Source organism: Thermophagus xiamenensis (assembly GCF_900112795.1).
GTDB classification, from domain to species: domain Bacteria; phylum Bacteroidota; class Bacteroidia; order Bacteroidales; family Marinilabiliaceae; genus Thermophagus; species Thermophagus xiamenensis.
The window spans coordinates 124,535-149,166 of the sequence record NZ_FONA01000010.1 but is presented as its reverse complement, the minus strand read 5'-3'; the positions used below and the strand labels follow the sequence as shown (position 1 = coordinate 149,166).

Annotated in this window: 12 protein-coding genes; 1 reads left to right on the top strand and 11 read right to left on the bottom strand. The window is 38.3% G+C overall.

Annotation, left to right across the window (positions count from 1 at the left end; translation table 11 throughout):
* Positions 1-110: 110 nt before the first annotated feature.
* The 5 genes from BM130_RS07875 to BM130_RS07855 all read right to left on the bottom strand — a co-directional run bounded on the left by BM130_RS07875 (position 111) and on the right by BM130_RS07855 (position 10,159).
* Entirely contained in the window at positions 111-2,720 is a 2,610-nt protein-coding gene (locus BM130_RS07875; protein WP_010527235.1) for an alpha-L-arabinofuranosidase family protein, read from the bottom strand.
* A gap of 398 nt (positions 2,721-3,118) precedes the next feature.
* A complete protein-coding gene (locus BM130_RS07870) occupies positions 3,119-4,744 on the bottom strand; it encodes a RagB/SusD family nutrient uptake outer membrane protein (RefSeq protein WP_010527234.1) in 1,626 nt (541 codons plus the stop codon).
* Positions 4,745-4,766: 22 nt separating this feature from the next.
* A complete protein-coding gene (locus tag BM130_RS07865) occupies positions 4,767-8,003 on the bottom strand; it encodes a SusC/RagA family TonB-linked outer membrane protein (RefSeq protein ID WP_010527233.1) in 3,237 nt (1,078 codons plus the stop codon).
* Positions 8,004-8,167: 164 nt separating this feature from the next.
* Positions 8,168-9,139 carry a FecR family protein gene (locus tag BM130_RS07860; RefSeq protein WP_010527232.1) on the bottom strand — a complete coding sequence of 324 codons (972 nt, stop codon included), beginning with the start codon at positions 9,137-9,139 and terminating at the stop codon, positions 8,168-8,170.
* A gap of 435 nt (positions 9,140-9,574) precedes the next feature.
* On the bottom strand, positions 9,575-10,159 hold the full coding sequence (locus BM130_RS07855; RefSeq protein ID WP_010527231.1) for an RNA polymerase sigma-70 factor: 585 nt from the start codon (positions 10,157-10,159) through the stop codon (positions 9,575-9,577).
* A gap of 558 nt (positions 10,160-10,717) precedes the next feature.
* On the opposite strand from BM130_RS07855, the gene BM130_RS07850 reads away from it, so the two are divergent.
* Positions 10,718-12,187 (top strand): alpha-N-arabinofuranosidase, encoded by a 1,470-nt coding sequence (locus BM130_RS07850; protein ID WP_044138600.1) that lies wholly within the window; start codon positions 10,718-10,720, stop codon positions 12,185-12,187.
* A 797-nt stretch (positions 12,188-12,984) separates the two neighbouring features.
* Here the strand turns inward: BM130_RS07850 and BM130_RS07845 are convergent.
* From BM130_RS07845 to BM130_RS07820, 6 genes are all read right to left on the bottom strand, one after another.
* Complete coding sequence (locus BM130_RS07845; protein WP_010527229.1) at positions 12,985-14,655, bottom strand: ribulokinase; 1,671 nt, start codon at positions 14,653-14,655, stop codon at positions 12,985-12,987.
* A 53-nt stretch (positions 14,656-14,708) separates the two neighbouring features.
* Complete coding sequence (locus tag BM130_RS07840; protein ID WP_010527228.1) at positions 14,709-15,398, bottom strand: L-ribulose-5-phosphate 4-epimerase; 690 nt, start codon at positions 15,396-15,398, stop codon at positions 14,709-14,711.
* A 14-nt stretch (positions 15,399-15,412) separates the two neighbouring features.
* Positions 15,413-17,218, bottom strand: a complete 1,806-nt coding sequence (locus tag BM130_RS07835) for a sodium/sugar symporter (protein WP_010527227.1) — start codon at positions 17,216-17,218, stop codon at positions 15,413-15,415.
* A gap of 30 nt (positions 17,219-17,248) precedes the next feature.
* Complete coding sequence (araA, locus tag BM130_RS07830; protein ID WP_010527226.1) at positions 17,249-18,754, bottom strand: L-arabinose isomerase; 1,506 nt, start codon at positions 18,752-18,754, stop codon at positions 17,249-17,251.
* 36 nt (positions 18,755-18,790) lie between these two features.
* Positions 18,791-19,477, bottom strand: a complete 687-nt coding sequence (locus BM130_RS07825) for an NUDIX hydrolase (protein ID WP_010527225.1) — start codon at positions 19,475-19,477, stop codon at positions 18,791-18,793.
* Positions 19,478-20,006: 529 nt separating this feature from the next.
* Positions 20,007-24,368, bottom strand: a complete 4,362-nt coding sequence (locus tag BM130_RS07820; protein WP_237706113.1) for a hybrid sensor histidine kinase/response regulator transcription factor — start codon at positions 24,366-24,368, stop codon at positions 20,007-20,009.
* Positions 24,369-24,632 lie beyond the last annotated feature (264 nt).

Sequence of the window (24,632 nt, the reverse complement as noted above, 5' to 3'; positions counted from 1 at the left end):
TTTAAACAATATCTAAAGTAAGTGTCAAATAAAAAATTCACGAACATTATATCATTATTTCAAAAGTTAAGAAGTTATATATCATATTTCCTACTATTTCAAAAAAATAATTAATTTTTTATATAGATTTCAGGTATTCGAATCACCGTGAACGAATAAGCTGGCAACAGATGGTCAAAATTGTTACTAACCGTTATTTCCTTTTCCTGTGGTCTTGCATTGGTATCATCGGGATGTCCAGCCAGAATGATGCATGAGGCTTTAGAAGAGAACTCATCCAATCCATTAATTTTAAGATGAACTTCGATTTTAGCCGGTAATAGATTAACCATTTTAACAATCAGATCGTTGGAAACACCGTCACGCACCACGGAAACTGCAAACCTTTTACGCACGGATTCACGCTCATCGGAAAGATTCACATCACTAAAATAATATAGGTTTCCGGAATTTTGTCCGAAAAGCTTTTGGATATAATATCCAACCGTCGGCTTAACTTCTGAATTATTGAAATAAATTAAATCAGGATTCCATTGGGTATTACTTTCTTTAGCCAATAAGGGTGCATAAGAGGCCATCACCACCACATCGCCGTTACGCTCCAAAGCTGTTAGATAAAGAGCCTCGGCAAGTGCAGTTTCAATATTTTGTGGCCGTCCCGGTAGATGGGCAGCATATTCACCTAAATAGACCTTTGGTCCGGAACGATCGTACTTGTCATAAAAATCTTGATTATGAATAAACCATCCCGGGGGTTGATAATAATGTTCATCAACCATTGGCAGACCAATTTCTTTAGCAAATTCCCAACCTCTTTCATAATCGGAACCTTCGGAGAAGGGCCCAACCGTTCCGATAACCACAATGTCGGGATACTTTTCTTTGACAGCATTGTAAATTAACCTAAACCGTTCTTCAAAAACGTGAGAGATAAGGTCTTCATTGCCGATACCAAGATATTTCAGATTAAAGGGTTCGGGATGTCCGGCTTCTGCCCTTATACGTCCCCATTTAGTCTTTTTGTCGCCATTGGCCCATTCGATGAGGTCCAGGATGTCCTGAATGTAGGCATCCATATCGCTCAAAGGAATTCCGCCCTGCTGGCCAGCACCACCACAAGAAGAGTTTTGACATGGCACACCAGCTGCAACAATTGGAATGGGTTCGGCACCAATATCTTCGCAAAATTGAAAGTATTCATAAAACCCAAGACCCATAGATTGATGATAGTTCCAAATGTTACGTTGAGGTTTCCGGACTTCCAGAGGGCCTATGGTATTTTTCCAGCGGTAGATATTGTCCAAACCATCCCCATGCGCCACACAACCACCGGGAAAACGGACAAATTTAGGATTAATATCGGCGATTAGTTGAGCCAGGTCGGCTCTTAAACCATTTTTACGCCCTTTAAAAGTGTTCTGAGGGAAAAGTGAAACCATATCCAGGTTAATGCTCCCTGCACTTTGAGGCACCAATTCGAGGCGGCCATTGTCAAGGTCCTTTTCAGAACGGATGACAGCCGAAATTTTTTTCCACTTCGAAGAACGAACATTAACGGTTGTCTGTCCCACCACGTTACCGTCAGGGTCAGTGAGTCTAACAAACACTTTGATTTTCTTATCTGTCGTAGACCTGGCAAACATTGAGAAATCATAATTCTCGCCTGCCTTAAGAGCAATACCATTAAATCCTTCGTTGGATAAAAGGGCTCCCGGCTTTTCAATCCTCAGGACAGCATAGTGAGGATTATTGGGGTGTACCGGATTTACCGTATCAATTGAAAAAACGGCATGCTCTCCTATTAAATGCCAGGCATAGAAACTGTTCCAATTTGGATCACGCCCCTTCTTATCGTCGGGGGAATATTCAAAACCCCGGTTTTGAACCAATTCGGCATAAAGCCCCCCGTCAGCAGCATAATTGATGTCTTCAAAGAAAACCCCAATCATTTTGTCACTGATGGATTTAGAGTCCTCCAAATTCACTGTAATATTTGCATTTACCTTCTCCAGGCCGGCAAAACGTTGAGGATCCTGATCGGTGGTCTCATGGTACAACTGCTGATTGAATGAAACCAGTTTCTGATGGTTGATCAGCTTTTCAATGACCGACCAGGGTACTTTATGAATGGTTCCCCTTTCCTCGACGTTATTAATTTTCACAGTGAATCGGTCATTAAGAAACGCCTCTTTCGCCAATTCTTTTACTGAATAATAATGAATAAAGTCGGGGGTACTTACTTCATAATATCCCTCATTGCCTCCTTTGTGGCTCCACCAGGAAACAACATAATTTTTGTTATCATGATTATAAGAAATTACTGGAAGGAGACAGTTACCATAAAAATCCAACTGAGGATAAACTTGTGGTTTCCAGCGAATCAAATCCCGAGATGATGCATAAGCAAAGGTAGCATCCTTATCATTTACCTTCCAGACGCAATGCCAGCTGCCATCCGGTCCAAAAAACAGGTAGGGATCGAACATTCTTTTTTGGCTTCCCCAGGCACCATAATCACTTTTAAGGAAGCTATGTTCCGGTCCTATAGCGAACCAGTGTTTTTTATCCAAACTCCAGGCGAAGTGAAGCCCGTTTCGCCCTCCGTTTTTTAATGTTGAATAGGAAAAAAGATAGGCTGAATCGGGGGGGGAGGCAAGCACATTATTATAAATAAAAAATAAAATGGAGAAAGTAAGTGTAAGAAAAAATAATCGTTTCATGACTTTTGAATTTTTATCCGTATAAAGTTTAATTTAAGTCATTTTCATATGGAAATCGCATGGCTATAAGTTTAGTTTATACATATTCTTAATGTAACAACCTTATTGAGTCATACTGGTTTCAAGTAGATTAAATTAATTCATTTAAATATATTTTATTCTAAAATATCAAAATGATGTCTTTTTGGGAAAAACAACCTTCTTCCCTTTGCTATCAATAGGTTTCACCATAATCGCTAAAATATAAACCCTAAAAACCAAACACTTCAACCTAATCTCAAAAAAGTTCATTTTTACTTTACCACTTAATCCTTTCCCAAAGATTGTAAAATTAGGGCTGAGGAAAATTCTGAAAACCACAGCCCTAATATAAATTTCAGAATAATTTTGTAGCCCTACTATTTGTAACCGGGATTTTGGACAAGATTAGAATTGGTTTCCATTGCACTTAATGGAATTGGGTAAAGGATCCTAAAATCACCATTTGGTGAATGTGAAAACCATGACTTTTCAGTGAAAATACCAAATCTAATCATATCTTGACGTCGTCGTCCCTCTTGGTTAAATTCCCAACCCAGTTCATCAAGAAATCTTCCATATATTATATTGTTTCCACCTTCATAAGTTGTATAATTTTCATCCCTTAAGCCATAATCATAAACACTTCCTTGTAACAATTCTTCACCAGTAACTACAGCTTTCTCAGAGGCACTTGGAAAAGCCCTTCTTCTAATTTCTGTTACTATTTGAGCTGCTTCATCTTCATAACCAGTTCTTAATAAACACTCAGCTTTCATCATTAATACATCTGCATATCGAAACAATGGAAAATCGTTATTTAAAATATTAGAGGCACCCATTGCAATTTCAAATTTACCAAAACGGTATCCATGAATTTCTTCCGATCTATCAATACTTGGCACTTCATTAATATAAGCTAGTGGTTCCCCAGTTAATTCCCCCATTGTGCAATACAGGCTATCACCAGATGATGAAAATTGCTGTCCATATATAAAATTGTTTATCAACCGCTTATCCTCTGGATCAAAAGTATCAATAAACTGAGGGACAGCGCACATTCCCCCCCAAGGCGTATGAGTCATATTGTATGTAGCCTGATTGGCTGGCTGAAGTGTTTGCATATGGATATCAAAGGCATTCCAATCAGTTGTATAATTTTCATCAATAGAAATACCAAAAATAATTTCATTTGAATTTTGATTTTCTGTAATAAAAACATTCTTTTGGTCTGGTTCCAATGCAAATTTTCCTGATTGAATAATTGAATCACATTGAGCCAAACACTTATCCCACTGTGGAGTTCCAGAATAGACTTCGGCATTGAGATACATTTTTGCCAAGAGAGTCCTTGCTGCCCATACATTAAAGCGTCCATATGTTTCAGCATTGTTTTCATCTGTTAAATAAGGGATACTTTCTTCTAATTCTTTAACAACAAAATTATATACTTCTTTTCGAGAGCTTTGCTCAGGCAAGTAACCATCAGGTACATCAAATTTTGTAACGATAGGAACGTTTCCATACATATCGCAAAGCACATAGTAATAACTAGCTCGTAATGCCCTAAGTTCAGAAATCGCTGAAACAGCATCTTCTTCCTCTAGTAAGCTTTTTAATTGAAAGATAACCCTATTACAATTATTGATTCCAGTATAACATCTATACCATGTTTCCGAAACAATCGGATCACTCGGCAACCAGGAATGCATAAAAATTCTTTTATGTACACCGCCATCCACCCATCCATTTGGACGAGCTGGTATAACCACTTCATCCGCACTTACTTCCTGAGCTCTCCAATATCCATCCCAAAGCAACAACACTTTTCGCCAATCACCATAAGCAGCACTGGTAATTCGTATCAAATCCGATTCAGAAGGGCTGAAATCATCAGCAATAAACTCACTGAAATTTTCATTTTCCAATTTTGTGCAAGCAGGCATTACGAAAATCAAAGCACCTAAAAAAATAAAACTAGTAAAAATTAAATATTTTCTTTTCATAATTCAATCCATTAAAATTAGGTTAAAAACTAACGTTAACCCCAAGAGTAAATGTTCGAGTTGTAGGATATTTATCCCTATAATCGTTACCGGGGGCTAAACCACTAAATGAGACTTCCGGATCAATTCCTTTATACCCCGTAATGGTCATTGTATTCAAGGATGAAGCAAAAATTCTAAAGGATTTGAAAACTGAAGACTCAATCAGTGGGAAAGAATAGCCCAAGGTGATATTATCAATTTTCCAGAAATCACCATCTTCAATATAATAGCTGTTATATTCCAAGTCAACTTCATCACTCAAAACTACTTTTCCAAAAACCTTGTCATAAGCCGATTTCAAACGGTTATACTGAGTGGTTTTTGTATTTTCCAAATACATTCTTTCAAAATTAAGTATCTGAAATTCAAAGGCACCACGCATCGTAACACTAAGATCAAAATTTTTATATCTTATAGTATTATTGAATGAGGCAAAATAGTTTGGTAAACCATTCCCCAACAACTGTTTGTTTTCTTCAGATCTTTCAAAATCATCATAATTAATAAGATTTCCGTCAGCATCCTCATATATCCATTTTCCCTCCTCATCCACATCAACCACTTTAAAACCATAAAAATTACCAATCGGACCACCTATATCAACCCGGTGCGTATAAGTCTGAATTGGTTCCCCAGTACCACCGGTCGTAAAGTAGTCCCTATCGGTCTGATAAAGTTCATTACTTAAACTCTTAAGCTTATTTTTATTAGTAGAAAAACTAATTGTTGATTTCCATTCCAAGTTGTTTACTTTCACTGGAACAGCATTTAAAAGTACTTCAAGCCCCTTATTTGTCATTACACCCACATTTGCAGTAGTAGAACCCACTAAATTAGGCGGTACAGGGACGGCATAATTCCATAAAAGGCCATCAATATCCCTATTGTAATAATCGATGTTGCCATTAATACGATGATTAAAAAACGCGAAATCAATCCCGAAGTTTGTTTCTTTTTTCTCTTCCCATCTTAAATAAGGATTTTCGTTACGTGTTGGTCCAATGGTTTGAATCCATTTTCCATTCATATAAACCTGTCCCGTATACCCTAGTGTAGCAACACCCAGAAAAGAAGAGGAAGGTTGTGTTCCAGTCACACCGTAACCAGCCCTTAATTTCAAATCATTAATAAAACCAAAATTTTTCATAAATGCCTCTTTTGAAATTCTCCATCCAAAAGAAGCTGAAGGGAAAAGACCCCAAGGATCATCAGTTCCCCATAACTGGCTTGCTGCTTCATAACGCAGACTTCCCATAAATAAATATTTATTTCTAAAGCTATAAGTAACTCTACTAAAAAAACCAATTAAATTGGTTTTATTTCGGGAACTAGCAATCCCCGAAGAAGTACCCTGCTCTTCAATACCTTTTCCCAAATCAATATTGTTATAACCAAACTGATCTGTAGGAAAATCCTGATTGGTCATAAAAAAATCCCTCCAGTCATTATCAGAATAACTATATCCTCCAAGCAATGAGAAATGATGGCGATTAAATCCTTTTTGGTATTCCCCTGTAAGTTCTACCAATCGATCGATTGACTCAACGGCACCATTTGAAGCGTAACCATTTAATCCACTTCGTTTAGTAGAAATATGATTTTTGGTTTCATAATAACCTCTTGTCTGGTTATATTTGGAATAACTCAACAAGGCTTTGAATTTCAGCCCATCAGTAGGACTAAAAATAATATTTCCGTTAATCCGTGACCATTGATCCTTATTTTCCCCCCTAGACTCCTTAATCCTTGCCACAGGGTTATCATAATTGAATGCACCCACATTCTCATACCAATCCCAATTTTCCAGTTTCACCGGAGCCGTTGGGTTATATATTACTGCCTGACGATAAGTGTAACCGTTAAAACCAAAACCATCACCAGTGGTATTATATTGTATATTTCGAGAAATGATACCAATATTTAATTTCAATAAATCTTCGAACATGGAATGGTTAATATCAGTTCTTACAGTAAAAGTTTCTTTATTCGATTTAATAAAAATACCTTCTGTATTATTATAGTTTACAGATGCCAGGTAATTAGTTTTAACATCTCCACCGCGAATGGTAAGATTATGAACGTGAGAAACGGGTGTTCTGGTAATTTCATCCAGCCAATCGGTAGAAGCCCCTAAATCATCACTTTCATCACGGATGCCGTCCTCTATTTGACGACGATAATCTGAGGCGGTCAGAACATCCAGTTTATTTGATATTTGTTGCGTACTAACATATCCAGTATAATCTACTTTTGCATCATAAAAGCCACTAGCTCTTTTTGTCGTAATAATAATGACGCCATTTGTTCCTCGAGTTCCATATATTGCAGCAGCAGAACCATCTTTTAAAACATCAACAGACTCAATGTCTTCGGGTGCAACTGAATTAAAATCACCAGGTACACCATCAATAAGGACAAGAGGGTTTGAACTAGTTCCATACAATGTCGTGTTGCCCCGCAACCGGATTTCTGAGTTCGAAGTAGGGTCTCCACTGGCCGTAGTAATGGTTAATCCTGCTACCTTACCTTGAATAAGCTGTCCAACGTCCTTTACACTACCTTTCACAAAATCATCTGCTTTTACAGTAGAAACAGAACTGGTTACATCGGCTTTTTTCATGCTTCCATACCCTATAGCAACGACCTCATCAAGTCCAATAACCGCTTCTGTCATTACAACATTGATTAAATTGTCTTCCACTGCTCTTTCGACAGTATTCATTCCTACAAAAGAAAAGACAAGGACTGCCTCTTCAGGAACATTGCTTAATTCGAATTTCCCGTTCACATCCGTAATTGTTCCTATGGTTGAACCTTTAATGGTCACTGTAACCCCAGGAATAGGATCTCCAAATTCATCGGTGACTGTTCCGCTCACCCTACTATTCTGCTCCTGCAACATTGGCAATCCATTTTTTTCTCGTGTCACCACCACATTTTCTCCCACAATTTGGTAGGAATAGCCAGTCTGAGCAAGGAGTATGCTTAGTACATCTTCGATGGAAGCGTTTTTAACCTCCAGGGAATAACGTTTATCCAGATCCAGTTCATCATTTTTAAAAAAGAAACCGTAGTTACTGGATTCTTCAATTTGTCGGAAAATGTCAAGAATAGTAGCATTTTCCACTTTTAGTGTCATATCACTTTTTTGGGCCTTAGTATTTTTGGCTGATAAGGTAAGGCCACAAAAAATGAGAAAGATAGTAGCAATTTTCATGACGCGAAAAGTTTTCAACAAGTTGTGCTTGTTTTTGCACAGCAACATGTGACATTTTTTCATAAATTTGTAATGTTTAGTGTTTAACAATAAGAAACTGTTGGTGCAGTTTCGGTTAACTAGTATTTGAGCAGGCACTCTGTTGGCGCAGGGTGTCTGTTCTATTATTCAAAAATGATTTTCTGTTGGCCGTTCTCCATCTCTTCAATTCGGTAGTTGGATTTGGATGAAATTTGTAAAACTTTGAGCAAATGCTCGATGCTGGTTTTTCGCTTCATAACGCCGGAAAATTTTTCGTTTTTAATCTTCTGATTCTTAAAAACAAACTTCACATCATACCATTCTTCCAATTCCCTGGCAATTTCGGCCAGAGTTCGGTTTACAAAAACAAACTTCCCATCTTTCCAGGCGGTCACATAATCTTTATCAGTAGTTGAAAAAGCCAGCTTATTTTTTTTCAAATCAAAAACAAATTCCTTTCCGGCCCGCATTTTATCAACCACCTTTCGTCCATACCCGCAAAAATCGATAGAACCCTCAAAAAGTGAAGCAACAACTATCTTTTCCTTCCAATCATACTTAACATTAAAGGCAGTTCCTTTGTCAACGATATAATAGTCGCCTGTTTTTACAAGAAATTCTCTTTCATCATCATGGACCACATCAAAGTAGGCTTCACCTTCCAAATCAACTACTATTTTTTCTTCACCATAAGTTGTTACTGTGACAGTTGAGGCGGAGTTCAGCCAAAGCAGACTTCCGTCTTTCAGGGTGATATTTGTAATGTTCCCTTTTGGTGCATGCAGTACAAACTGCTCTACATGAGGTTTTAAAAAGGACGGCAATAATAAACTGCCTAGAGTCAAAATGAAAGCGACCATAGCTGCTATTCCGGAAGCCAGTTGCCAACGCCCCATGCGAACAGTAGGTTGTCGCTTTTTCCAGAATTCCTTGAAATAAGAAACTCTTTTTGGGGGCGACAATTGCTTATGCCCCATATGGTAAATGACCCATAATTTTTGAAAAGCTATGAAAGCCTCTTTTTTTTCAGGGTCTTCCTGCAATTCCTTAAAGAATTCGAACCGTTGGTTCAGAGTAGTTTTTCTACTAACGATATCTAAAAATTGTTTTTCCAATGTTATCTATTTTTAACCTTAACACTTCAGACCAATACTTCCCTATCCCAAAAACAACATTTTTTTATTTATTTTCACAACTCAATCTAAATCAGGCCATTTAATTTCTTATTTTTTTTATTTTCGCAACACAATATTACCCACTTTGGGTTCCTGCGTCTTTTTTATTTTGGTCAAATTTCTTCAATGATGAATCAACCAGCTTTGTATGTTTACTTTCAATACAAACAAATACATAAACCTATACGATGAGTTTTAAAAAGCTTAGGCACAAAAAGAAAAATAAGCAGTCAATTGCGAATTTTCTTATCAAATATAAGATGTAAGGTTAATTAAAATAACAAAGAAAAATAGAAAATGAATAGACCAATAATCATAAATAAACCCCTTGAACTTTAATAAACTAATATCAGGGAAACAAAATGCAGCCTCTTCTCAGAAACGTATCATAAATAGCAGTTCAATCAACGGGAGATAATCCTTTAACTCACAACGAAGAAACTGAAGTGCTTTAGAAATCCTAGCTTCGACTGTTTTAGGACTGATATTCTGCTGTTTAGCAATTTCGGAATATGTTAATCCCTCGAAACGGCTTAAACGGAAGGTCTTAGCAATATCTGGTGGAAGAAGGTCTATAGCCCGCTCCACCTCCTTCATTAACTCCTCTAACTTGACAAAGGAATCCGGTAAACGGGCCAATGCTTCCTGTTGGTAATGTAATTCTGGTATTAAGTAATCCCTGTTTCCGCGATTAATTATTTCCTGGTGTCTCAGATGATTTAAACAATTATTTTTGGTTATGGTATAAAGGTAATTTTTAATATTGGTACTCTTTCTCAATTCATATCGGTTCTCCCATAATTTCATGAAAGCATCCTGTACCATTTCAACCGCGACTTCTCTCTTTCCAATATATCCCAAAGCAAGACAATACAGCATATCAAACAGGTCATTATAAACCTCTTCAAATGCTTCTTTCTTTCCCTCTTGCAAAGCATTAATATCAAAACTGTTGCTCATTGGATTCATTCTTTTCCCTACCATTCAAATCATGATACAAAACTATTAAAATATATTTAAAAGTAAAAAACACTCTTTATTTATAAAATTTTCAAAAATAATGTAATAAATTTACCCCAAAGAAAATGAATATTCGGTTAACGCAGAAAACATTTTGTGATATTTCAACAAATTCTCTAAAATCTCAAATTATCACAATTAAACACCTATAAATGAACTAACTAAAAAGAACAATCAAAAAACTTTATGAAATTAGGAAACATTTGTCCACCAAAAAGCACCGATTATCACCTCTATCTATGTTAACAGTTATTTATTTTGCAAATAAGTAATGGTTTAACAGTTATTAATTAATCAATAAATTGAAATTATAAATAGATGAATCGAGCGAAGTAGCAATTGGAAAGTAAGTCACAATAAATAATTCACAAAAATTGAATTCTAATTAATTATTAAGTCAAATTACAAAAATTTGCAAACATGAAACTAAGGCAATTAATTTTTACACTTTCGGTTATTGGCCTATTTCATCTACCTGGGGCCACATCACAAAACAAAATGACATTGGATTTTGACCATGCTACCCTGACGATCAATAAAAACATTTATGGTCATTTTGCTGAGCACCTTGGACGTTGTATTTACGATGGAATCTGGGTAGGTCCCGATTCAGATATTCCGAATATCAACGGTTATAGAAAAGATATTCTGGAAGCTTTGAAAGAATTGAATATACCAGTATTACGATGGCCAGGGGGATGTTTTGCAGATACCTACCATTGGAAAGACGGAGTTGGCCCTGTTGAAAACCGTCCAAAAATCAAAAATTATTTCTGGGGTGGAGTGATCGAAGACAACAGCTTCGGAACACATGAATTTTTGAACCTATGCGAAATATTAGGAGCTGATCCTTATGTATCCGTCAATGTGGGAAGCGGCACGGTTGAAGAGATGGTAGAATGGATTGAATACATGACTTCGGACGAAGATGTCCCCATGGCTAATTGGCGCAGAGAAAACGGTAGAGAAGATCCATGGGACGTAAAATTTCTGGGTATAGGAAACGAAAGTTGGGGTTGTGGTGGAGAAATGCGGCCAGAGTACTATAGTGACCTTCTCCGACGTTATTCGTTATATGCTAATCTGTACGGACAAAGAAAATTTAAACGTATAGGATGTGGAGCTAATGGTACAGACTATAACTGGACAGATGTGGTGATGAGCAGGGCAGCGCGACATATGGATGCACTTTCGGTTCATTACTATACCATTGCCACGGGCAATTGGGGCAATAAATCTTCGGCAACAGACTTTGGTGAAGAACTTTACTTTAGTGCTCTTAAACACTCTCTTCACATGGATGAACTTATTTCAAAACATTCAGCCATTATGGATAAATATGATCCGCAAAAAAGAATTCCCCTAATGGTTGATGAGTGGGGCATCTGGACTGATCCTGAGCCTGGTTCAACCCCAGGTTTTCTCTATCAGCAAAACTCAATGCGTGATGCCCTGATCGCTGCAACCACATTTGATATCTTTCACAAACATTGTGACCGGGTACAGATGGCAAACATCGCTCAAATGGTTAATGTTCTTCAGGCAATGATTCTTACCAAAGATGACCAAATGGTACTAACTCCCACCTATCATATTTTCAATATGTACAAAGTGCATCAGAATGCAACTTATATCCCCGTCATGCTCAAATGTGAAGATTATAAATTTGGCAACGAAACTATTCCAGCACTTAGCGGGACCGCCTCACAAAAAGATGGAAAAATAAATATTAGCCTAAGTAACCTCAATCCTAATGAAAGCAAAACCATAGAAGTGGATTTGGAAGGAGCAAAGGTTAAAAACGTAACAAATGCTGTAATTTTAACTGCGCCCCAAATTAATTCGGTGAATACTTTCGAAAATCCAGATGTAGTGAAACCGGAACATTTCTCGGATTTCAGACTCAAAAAAGAAAAACTGAGTGTTACGTTACCACCCCATTCCATTGTAACATTGGAAATACAATAGAAAATAAATACATAAAAAGGTTGACCAATGCAAATATGCACTTGGTCAACCTTTTCCCAATAACTATCCTAAAGGAAATAAACATTTTGTTCTTCGCGGGGCAATTCTTCTAGTTAATTAGCGTTAAGCACAGATTAATGATTCGGACTATACTTACGATCAACATTTTCCATACCCCGGGAACCATGATTAGGAAAATAAATCGCATTCCAATATTTATTTTTTTCCTTAGGTATTCATTAGAAAATTACCAGTGGGCAACGGAAAAGAATTAAAGTAATTTATCGATTAAGGTAAAAAATCATTAGAAATTTAGAATTTATATTGACAAGACGTCTGACTACATTAGGCTTTCTAACATCAATTCAACTAGCCAACAGGTCTTTCACCTTGGTTAAATGTTTCCTTTTTTACCCTTATTAATTGTACTTTTGATAATCCATTAGTTTTCTAAAGGAACTAACAAAAGAACTTTTATCAATCTATTAATTGTACCGTTGTTAATCCATTAGGTTTATTCTTTTAGATTCTTTTCTTTTTTTCACTCAGAAAAACTAACATGAAAAGACTTTTTTTAAGACATACTTTTTAAAACAGAGTCATTTATACTTATTCAATTGAGAAATGAATATATACAGCCCTAAGATTTCCCTTCCCCAATTACATAATTATTTATTGCAAAAAATAGCGTGTATTTTTTTGAATAATGTCATAAAAAAACCGGGAAAACCCGGTCTTTTCAATAACTTAAAATAAACAATACTCCCTTCTCTCCCACATCCAATTTTTTACTTGTTCTACAGTTCGTTTTCGGTAAAATGACCCAATTTCAGATATTTTTTATAAATAGCTTCATATTTTTCAGCATTTTCGGGATTTGGGAAATATTCTTTTTCAAATCCCTGTCCCATCTGTTTTTGGGCTTCTACAACGTTGGGATAGATACCGGCCACCACTGAAGCAAACATAGCTGCCCCTACGGCACAAGTTTGCTCGGTGGCAGCAATTTTTATCGGCATATTCAAAACATCAGCCAACGTTTGCATAACAAAAGGAGACTTACGCGCAACACCTCCCAAACCTATCACACCTTTTAGTTCAACCCCTTCATCACGGAAACGCTCCACTATGGCTTTAGAGCCAAAGGCGGTGGCTTCCACCAATGCCCTGAATATCCTTGGGGCCGTAGAACCGAGAGTCAAACCCGTAATTGTTCCGGTTACTTCCTGGTTGGCATCCGGTGTTCTCCGTCCGTTCATCCAATCGGTAGCCAAAATGGTGGACTCTTCAATTGGTATTCTACTGGCCTCTGCACTCAAACGTGGAATAATTTGATCAACGGTTTCTTCGATCAACTTTTGTTTGGTCTCCCCGTCCAAGAATTTACTTTCTGCCAATACCCTGTTCAACGGCCAGGCCAAAACATTTTTGAACCATGCATAAATATCTCCAAATCCAGATTGACCCGCTTCAAGCCCAACATACCCCGGTACTACAGAACCGTCAACCTGCCCACAAATCCCTGCAATAAGTTTATCTCCTATTTGATCATATTCGGCAATCATAATATCACAGGTGGACGTTCCAATAGCCCTGGCCAGCACATTAGGGGTAGCTCCCCCCCCAACAGCTCCCATGTGGCAATCAAAGGCACTTACACCTACCACTACATCCGTGCTAAGACCCAAGCGCTGAGCCCATTCGGCAGTTAGGGTGCCAACTTTCGTATCACTTGGCCAGGTATTGCTATACAATCTTTCCCGAAATCCTTTCAACAAGGGATCCAAAGCTATAAAAAACTCTTCAGGTGGTAGCCCACCCCAGCTCTCGTGCCACATGGCCTTATGCCCTGCAGCGCAACGACTGCGAATCACTTTATCAGGTCGTTCTGTGCCAGTTATCAGCGCGGGCATCCAGTCGGCATGTTCAATCCAGGAATAGGCAGCTTCCCTCACTGCCTGATCTTCCCTTAATACATGAAGTACTTTGGCCCATACCCATTCAGAGGAATAGATGCCCCCTTCATACTTGGTATAATCTTCTTCCCACTTTTTAGCCAGTTCATTAATCTCCGCCGCCTCTTTAACGGCAGTATGATCTTTCCATAGTATAAACATGGCATTGGGATTATCGGCAAACTCAGGTCTCAAAGCCAAAGGTACACCTTCCTTATCCACCAGGACTGGGGTGCTCCCAGTGGTGTCAAAAGATAATCCAACGACATTTTGGGCAACCTCTTTTCCGGCCTCTTTTAGTGCGTTATTCACAGTATTTTCCAGAACTTCAATATAGTCCAGAGGGTGTTGCCGATACTGGTTAGCAGCTGGATTACAATATTTTCCTTCCATCCATCGGGGATAATACTGTACCGATTGGGATACTTCTTCACCTGTCTGGGTATCCACAATTACGGCTCGCGCTGAATCAGACCCATAATCCAATCCTATAACATATTTTTTTGAGCTCATTATTATCAGTTTTTGATCATTGGTTTTCGGTCATTTCTCGTTTTCCAAGTATTTTATGATTGCCCGTAATAAGCGTTGGCACCATGCTTCCGGTCAAAATGTTTTTTTGTAAGCAAAGGGTTCATCGAGGCATTTGGATTTACCATTAAACTCACAAAAGCCATTTTGGCCACTTGTTCCATAACCACACTGTTATGAACCGCTTCATGGGCATCCTTTCCCCATGAAAAAGGACCATGGTTTTTTACTATCACACCAGGAATGTGATTAGGGTTTTTCCCGTGAAAGGTTTCCACAATCACTGTTCCGGTATCTTTTTCATATTCTCCTTCCACCTCTTGACGAAACATATCCCTTGTACAAGGTATATCGTCGGCAAAATAATCGGCATGTGTGGTTCCCAGTATTGGAATATTTTTGCCAGCCTGAGCCCATGCCGTGGCATAGGTAGAGTGGGTATGAACCACTCCGCCTATTTCCTTAAAATGCTTATACAACTCAATATGAGTAGGAGTATCAGACGAAGGTTTCAAGTGACCCTCAACAACCTTACCCTCAAGATCTACAACAACCATGTCTTCAGCTGTCATATGATCATAGGCAACACCGCTGGGTTTAATAACAACTAGTCCGTTTTCACGATCAATGGCACTCACATTACCCCACGTAAATATGACCAAGTTATGACGCACCAAATCCAAATTAGCCTGAAATACTTCTTCTTTCAATTGTTTTAAATCCATACGTTTATCCTTTTTTACCAGAACACACCATACAATAAACCAAGAATAACAATAATTCCAACAGCACCAATATTAAAGGCTCTGCCGGTTTTAAAACTTTTCGGATCAGTTTCGATGGCCATTTTGTCGGCAGCAATGATCTTTTCATTGGAAATAAGAATAGTACCGACAAACAAGAAAGCTGCCGCCAACATAAAAATACTTTCAATTCCCAAATTATTCAGGTAATAGATATTAATGCCAACAAAACCCACAATAGCGGAAATAATGCCAAGAATAATCATTACATAACCGCCACGAATGAAACCTGGTCGAACCACATGTTTCGTTTCTGTAGTCCAGACTTTTTTGTCGTAAAAGGTAATAATGGTAGCAACAAAAACAAGCACAATAAAAACATATCCCATACGCATCATCCACGGCATATTGGGAAATCCAAATTTAAAACCAAATCCAAGAGGCAAAGTAAGAATTGCGGTCCATAAAGCAGCCCGGTTGGTTGCTTGACGCCAAAACAATCCCATAAAGAACACAACAACTACGCCAGGATAAATAAAACCGGTGTACTCTTGAATGTATTGGAAGGCTTGCCCAAGATTGTTCAACATTGGCGCGATAAAAACGGCAATAAAGAGGGCAGCAAAGGCAACAATTCTTCCAACAAGAACCTGTTGTTTATCCGTGGCATTGGGATTAAAATAAGGTTTATAAATGTCAACCGTGAAAATAGTTGATGTGGAATTGATCATCGAAGCCAACGAAGAAACAATGGCGGCAGCAAGAGCAGCAAAAGCAACGCCTCTCACGCCCACAGGCATATGCTTTGCCAAAAGAAAAGGATAAGCCTCATCAGGTTTTCCAATTAATTGTTCGGCAGTATTCATATCAAGATAGTAGGCTGCAATACCGGGAATGACAACTATCAGAGGGATCAGTATTTTCAGATAGGCACCAAACAACAATCCCCGCTTTGCTTCAGGTATGGATTTGGCCGCCAGCCCCTTTTGGATAATATATTGATTAAAACCCCAGTACCCAAAATTGGTCAACCATATTCCGCCAAGGATGATCCCTAGACCCGGCAAATCCTTAAATACTTCTGGCAATTTATCTGCTGTGGCAATCATATGAAAATGGTCACGGGCACCTTCGAACAAGTTACGAAATCCAGTTACCGGTCCACCTTCCAATCCGCCAACTGCATCTAACGCCACGTAGGTAGTCACCAGACCTCCAAAAATCAGAAATACCACCTGAATAACATCGGTCCAGGCAACAGCTTTCAAACCTCCGTAAATGGAATAAATACCTGAAAACAAAGCCAGTCCAACGATTCCGTAAATCAATGGAATACCCAGAATGGTCTGCATGGCTAAGGCTCCCATGTAAGTAATGGAAGTGAGGTTAACAAAAATGTACACTAGCAACCAGAAGATGGCAAAGGCGGTACTCACACCTTTCGAATACCGCTGCGCCAAAAACTGGGGCATGGTATAAATCTTCTTTTCAATGAAGATAGGGATAAAATACTTAGCGATAACAATAAGTGATCCGGCAGCAATCCACTCATAACAAGCAATACCAATTCCCAGGGCATACCCAGAACCCGACATCCCAATAAACTGCTCGGCTGAAATATTTGCCGCAATTAAAGAAGCTCCAATGGCCCACCACGTAAGTGATTTATTAGCCAGAAAATAATCCTGGGCGGTTTTTTGAACTCCCTTTTTCCCTTTCGAAATAATAAGCCCCATCCCCAGAATAACAAAGGCATATACTGCAAAAATAATCCAGTCAAGCGTTGCAAAAGCTGATTCCATAATTCGGTCAATTTTAATTATATATTAAACTTAAATTCCCTGGTTCAAATGGTAATACAGGTCATTCCATCTTAATTCTTTTTTGAATTCACTCACCGTAGTTCCTTCGCCAATATGCAAATATTCTATATTGGCCATCTCAGCAAAGTCCTCCATATATTCGGCGGTCAAGGCTTTACTGAAGACTGTGTGATGAGCTCCACCCGCCAAAATCCATGCGGTAACACCCGTTTTCATATCTGGTTTAGGCACCCATAAAGCACTGGCTACCGGAAGTTTCGGCATCGGATGTTCCTGTTTAACAACCTCAACAGAATTTACCACTAAACGGAATCGATTACCCATATCCATTATAGAAGCATTAATAGCCGGACCGGCAGCTACTGAAAACCGAGACCGTACTGGATCTTCTTTCCCCCCTATTCCCAAAGGATGTATTTCTACCCTGGGGGTATTTTCAGCAATGGATTCACAGATTTCGAGCATATGAGCTCCCAAAACTTTTTGTCCGGAAGGATCGAGATGGTATGTATAATCCTCCATGAATGAAGTTCCTCCTTCCAGCCCAGTAGCCATCACTTTCATCACATGGGTCAGTGCAGCAGTTTTCCAGTCGCCTTCTGCACCAAAGCCATAGCCATCGGCCATCAATCGTTGTACCGCAAAACCGGGTAGTTGTTTAAAACCGTGCAAATCTTCAAAGGTTGTTGTAAAAGCATTAAATCCACCCTCTTCAAGAAATTTACGAAGCCCCAGTTCAATTCGACAAGACTCTCGCAACGATTCATGTTTGGAAGCTCCTTTCTTAAGTTCATCTGCCACCTCATATTTTTCTTCAATATCAGCACATAAGGCATCTATATCGGTATCTTGAATGGTAGCTACCACGTCTGCCAGGTCGCATATACCATACCCCTTCACATCCATTCCAAAACGAATTTGTGCTTCCACTTTATCCCCTTCGGTAACTGCCACATTGCGCATATTATCTCCAAAACGTGCCACTTTTAGATGTTTCATGGTATGGAACCCCACAGCCGCTCGAGCCCAAACACCTAACTGACGCTGGACGTCGGCCTCTTGCCAGTGTCCTACAACCACTTTCCGGTTTTTGCGCATACGGCTTACCATAAACCCAAACTCGCGACCCCCATGAGCCGACTGGTTTAGATTCATAAAGTCCATATCGATCTCCGACCAGGGGATATCCCTGTTAAATTGGGTATGCAAATGCACAAACGGCTTTTGGAGAATTTTCAAACCTGCTATCCACATTTTGGCCGGTGAAAATGTATGCATCCAGGTTATCAGACCAATGCAATTGTCTTTGCGATTGGCATCCATACACACATTATAAATCGCCTCAGGGGTAGTTACCACCGGTTTAAAAACTACACTGACAGGAATTTCTGAAGATTGGTTAAGTGCTTCTGCAATCGTTTTCGAATGGGCGTCTACTTGTCTTAAAGTTTCATCACCATATAAATGCTGGCTTCCTGTCACAAACCAGACTTCAAATTTTTTTAGTTCCTGCATCATCTTTGGTTTTAAAAGGTTCGTATTCCGTTCAATTTATATCTTAATAACCCGCTCATGTCCGTTAATCTGGTCCGAATCATCTCGGAATCGATAATTAAAAGCGCCCTTTTTGGATTCGGTAGTATTTTTGGTATTGGTTTTTTCAAGGACATTGAGAGAAAGTACTTTCTTTCTGAAATTTCCTGGGTCCAATTCGCGCTGATAAATGGCTTCATACAACCGCCGTAGTTGCATCAGTGTGAATTTTTCAGGTAATAATTCTTTACCCACAAGTTCAAGGCTGGCTTTCATTTGTAACCGCTCTTTGGCCTTGCTCACTATTTCCTGATGGTCAAAAATTAGAGGCGGTATTTCATTGACATTCCACCATTGAGCCCCATTGTTTTTTACCTTCTCTGCATCATGCTGATCGATCCGAATAAGTGCATAAAAAGCTACCGACACTACTCTTGCAGCAGGGTCCCTGCCTGGATCAGAGAATGCCGCCACTTGTTCCAGATATATGTCAGTAAGACCTGTGGTTTGCTCCAATACCCGGGTAGCCGCCATTTCAAGCGTCTCGTTATTGCCACAAAATCCGCCCATCAAAGACCAACCACCTTTGCTGGGTTCAATTGGACGGCGATGTAATAACAACTTAAGTTCATAATCCTCATAGCCAAAAATCACGCAATCTACTGCCAGGTAATGTTTTGAATGTGCTTTATACAAATCTTTCATTTTCGTTCTCTATTCAGTTAACCCCAAACAACATTTTTATCATTTAACATTAAATAAATCAATTTCCTGATTTTTTTGGGGGGAAACTAACATCATTTCTAATTTTATTTCATTTTCAGATGGTTTAAAATATGCGTCAATTCTTAGGATGCATAATGAAGATATTTTCTGTTGTATTTCCTTATAGTAAAAAATCTTTCCAATTACACTTCAAGGCATTCATCTTAAGATATAAAATTACAACACCAATAATCACACTCAAATCCCCATTCATTTTCAATTGGGTTACTTATCAATTTTTCAATATTATTTTGACGCGACTAAATTAAAATGTATTTTCTACTTTTAAAATATTTATTTGAAAAAATTTTTCAAAATCAACTAATTCAATAAAAAACATATTCTAAAGATTGCAGTAACACCTTTTTATTAACAAATACACTAATTATGCGTCAACTGGGAGGAAGGTTATCTTAAATTTATCTTCTTAATGATAGCAATAATTCATCGTAGATATTATTACCCATTATCAGACTGAAGTATTCTTCCTTTTAATGTACTCACTTGGGGTTTCATGATAAAACTTTTTAAATACCCGACTGAAATATTTTGGATCGTTAAATCCAATTTTGTAAGCCACTTCATTAACTGAAGCCAGTCCATTACTCAGATAATCCAGTGATTTCTTTAAGCGAAAGACAGTGATAAAATCGTTTGGGGAAAGGCCTGCCAAAGCTTTAAGTTTTTTATATAGTAAACTTCTTGACACAAACATCAAACTGGCAAAAGTTTCAACTTTAAAGTCGGCTTTGGTATAATTTTCTTCCATAATTTTATATGCTCTTTCTAAAAATTGTTGATCAATGGGAGAAAATGAGCTAGCTTCAATTTGTGCTTGTGGGTTCTTTTTATCAAAAAGTAAACGCAATTTTTTTCGATTCTCAATAAGGTTGTCCACTCTCGCTTTCAAAAGCTTCATACTAAATGGCTTGGAGATATAATCATCAGCTCCACTTTGTAATCCCTCCAGCTGATGTTCAATTAATGCCCTTGCTGAAAGCAAAATGATCGGTATATGACTGGTATATAAGTTATTTTTTATCTGGTGACACAATTCAATTCCGTCCATAACAGGCATCATTATATCACTAACAATCAGATCAACAGAATAATTCTTTGCCAGTTCATAGGCTTCCTTCCCATTAAAAGCTTCCAACACACGGTAAGAAGAAGATAAAGCATCTTTAATTAGCGCGCCTAGTTCACGATCGTCTTCCACCACCAAAATAGCCGATTCATTCCCTTCAAGACTTTCTTCAACCTTTTCATAATCATTTTTGCCAGACATTTCATCTCTTATCACCCTAACTTTTTCAAGTAATTCGTCCGACAAAACCGGAACTGGACCTCCTTCTTCTTTTTCAGCATCAGAAAAACTCTGATAATCGCAAGGTAATTTTACTACGAAAGAGGCGCCCCCCTCCGATCGATTTTCAACCCAAATTTGGCCGTGTAATACCTCTGTCAGCTCTTTTGTTAAAGCAAGACCGATACCACTTCCTTTAGCTATTGGCGCCGAATCTTGACCTCTGTAAAAACGTTCAAATATTTTATTAAATTCAGTGGTTGGGATGCCGGGGCCCGAATCGGAAATAATTATCCTTAATATGGAAACATCATTTTCCTGCTCCAGCCGGGCATTAAACAAAACCTCCCCACCGGTTGGAGTAAATTTAAACGCATTGGATAACAGATTATATATAATGTTCTCCAACTTTTCTCCATCATACCAAAAGTATTCTTCTGTAGGAATTTCTATATGCGAAATATACTTGATATTATGATCCAATGCCAGGCCGTCGAAAGCATGATATATTTCATTAAGAAACGCGGATAAATTTCCTCTAGCCACCTTTACCGCCAATTTTTCGGATTCTATCTTTCTAAATGTCAAAATTTGATTGATAAGTACTAGCAATCGACGTGAATTCTTTTCGATGGTCTTTAATGAACGATGTGCCGCTTCGGGCAATGAAGAATCTTCCATTAATTTTTCTAAAGCCGCAAGAATTAATGTTAAAGGAGTCCGGAATTCATGCGAGACATTGGTAAAAAAGCGAAGCCGGGACTGATTTATGGCTTTTACCTTTTTATTTAATTCTATTAGGCGGTCGCGTTGTTCGAGGATCTGACGATTCTTAGCTTCCAGCTCGTTTTTCTGTCCTTCAATAAGTTTCTGACGATGTTCCAGTATTTTATTACTTTTGGCCAATTCCTGAGCCTGGATGCTCAACTGATCCTTTTGATGCTCAATCTGCCTGGTTCGTTCCTTAACCATATTTTCCAGCGTGCGCTTTTGTATTCTCAATCGCCGCGTATGGTGACGCGAATAGACAACCGAAAGTATAACGATACTTAACAATAGCAGAAGTTTAAACCATAAAGTTTGCCAAAATGGGGGTCTAACTATTAGGGTAATCACTTTTTCCGGGCTGTTCCATTCTCCGTCACTATTGGTAGCCTTTACCCGGAAATGATAAGTGCCTCCACCAAGATTGATGTAATTGGCAAAACGTTGATGACTCCCCACTTCAACCCATTGTTTATCCACGCCTTCAAGTTTATAGGCGTATTTAATTTTCTGGGGATGAAAATAATCCAAGGCTGTAAACTCAAATGTGATCACATTATCCCGGTAACTGAGTGAAACCAAATCGGTATGATATATATTCTTTTCAATAACCGTTTTGTTATGTCGTACTTCACCCGTTTTGACCAGCTTATTAAAGATACGCAGGCCAGAAATAAATACTTTGGGTTGAAAAGGATAATCCGGAAAACCCCTTGGATTAAAATAATTTAGCCCATTAATATTTCCGAAATAGAGATACCCCTCCTTCGACCTACAGGCTGCCGACCAATAAAACTGATTGCTCAGCAAACCATCTTCCCTATAATAATTAAAAAAGGTTTTGCTTTCTTTATCGAACCGGGATAATCCATGATCTGTGCTCATCCAGATAGAACCATTCTGATCTTCCAAAATCCCATAAACCACATTATTGCACAACCCCTTATCCGTATTGTAATTGGTAAATTGCCACTCTCCGGATTTTGTTTTCTGTATGCAGGAAACCCCATCACTGTATGTTCCTGCCCATACGTTTCCTTCACTGTCTTCATACAGACTGATAACATAATCGCCGGCTAGAGAACCCAACGAATCTCTTTCCTGATTACTATAAAATGCCTGAACCATGTTATCGCGGGCCGTGATAACTCCTGTGGATTCTATCATTGACGCAGGAAAACGAAATAAACCATTTCTGGTCCCGATCCAGTAATGGTCGCTCCGATCCTTTAACAAACAGCCCACTTCTGTAATGTTGGCCAAAGGTCCACTGTCAAGAACTACTATCTTCTCGCCGCTTAAATCCACAACAGCCAGTTGACCCTCTGTTCCCACAAGCAAAAATCCCCTTTTATCATACCAAAATGAGGAAACAAAAACATTATATTGTGGTGCCTGATCCTCCCCGTCTTCAGAAATAAACCTCTTAAAACTGCCATCACGACGCATCTTATTTATACCGGCCCCCCAGGTGCCCACCCACAACTGACCACGATCATCTTTCACCAATGCCGAAACAAAATTGCTGGATAAACTGGTTGGATCTTCGGGATCGTATCGAAAATGTGTGAATCTATTGCTTTCACGATTGATACGCGTTAACCCGCCTCCGGCGGTTCCCACCCACAAATGCTCATCATCCAGTAATATGGAATTAACAGGGCCTTCAGATAATGAATTTTCATTTTCAACATCATGAGTAAAAAAATAAAAAGATTTTTGGAACAGATTAAAATGATTGACTCCCCCCTTTTCGGTGCCTATCCATATATTTCCTTTGTCATCAGCCAAAAGGCTTTTGACAAAACTGTTATTTAATTTAAAATCCTCCGGTCCTGTCTGCGGAAAATGAATAAACCCATTTCTGTTTGGATCATAGATTTCCAAACCTCCCAAAGTTCCAATGTAAATGGTGCCAAACTGATCACTAACAATATCATTAACAGTACCGTGAACCAAGGATTGTTCATTTTCATTATTGGGAAAATACCATTGTCCCGATCGATTCTGCAAATCAAATTTCATTAATCCGAAAAATGTCCCGATCCATAATTCTCCTTCCGACTTGTTGTAATATAAGGATCTTACATCCATCACAACACCTGGATAGTCAATTGATAACCAATCATTTCTAACAGAAATACCACTCTCTATGTCAATAGTAAAAAGTCCCTGACTGGTTCCTCCCAAAAGGATATTTTGATCAATCATCTCCAAGGCATTAATGGAAGGATTTTGAACCTTATTTACCAAAACACTGTAATGATATACGTTATATTTGCCATTTTCTTTTTTCAATTGATACAAGCCATCCGACAAAGTCCCGATCCAAACATTATCTGCCGAATCAACCAGTATATCGTTTATTCCAACTTCAAAAGAATTGGCGGCCAAAGAAAATACGGACACACTATCGGAAACCAAATTCACACACGCCAACCCCTTATTGGTCCCAACCCACAAACAGCCATCAGAAGTAGCATCCAAAGATTTGATTAAATTTGAAGGCAGTTGATCCTTCCCATATATTTGAAACGAATAACCATCGTAACGAGCCAATCCGTTTCCTGTTCCAAACCATATAAATCCATAAGGATCAATCAAAATATCATTAACAGTATTTTGGGGAAGTCCGTCATCGTTGGTAATATAATTGACGTGATAAGGGAAAAAACTATTTCGGACATTCTGCGCTACATTTTCATTCCCACAGAACAGGACGCCTGTCCATAGTAAGACAATTCTTAATATGTTTCTCACCCGAAAATTCATTACCCTAAAAACACTGCTAATTCCACAAACTTCTTTATTTATGTAAAAAAAGTAAAAATCACTCTTAGTTCTTTATATACAAAGAAAACAAATCTGATCCATTTTTAAGAGAATTCTCCTTTTAATTCAACAATTGTCTTCCTTTTGAAAACAATTGTCCGCTATATATACAAATGGATACAATACATTTGACTTTAAATTTTTCAATTATCCCCATCGATCAAATGAATCCTATTGTTTTGTCATTGATAA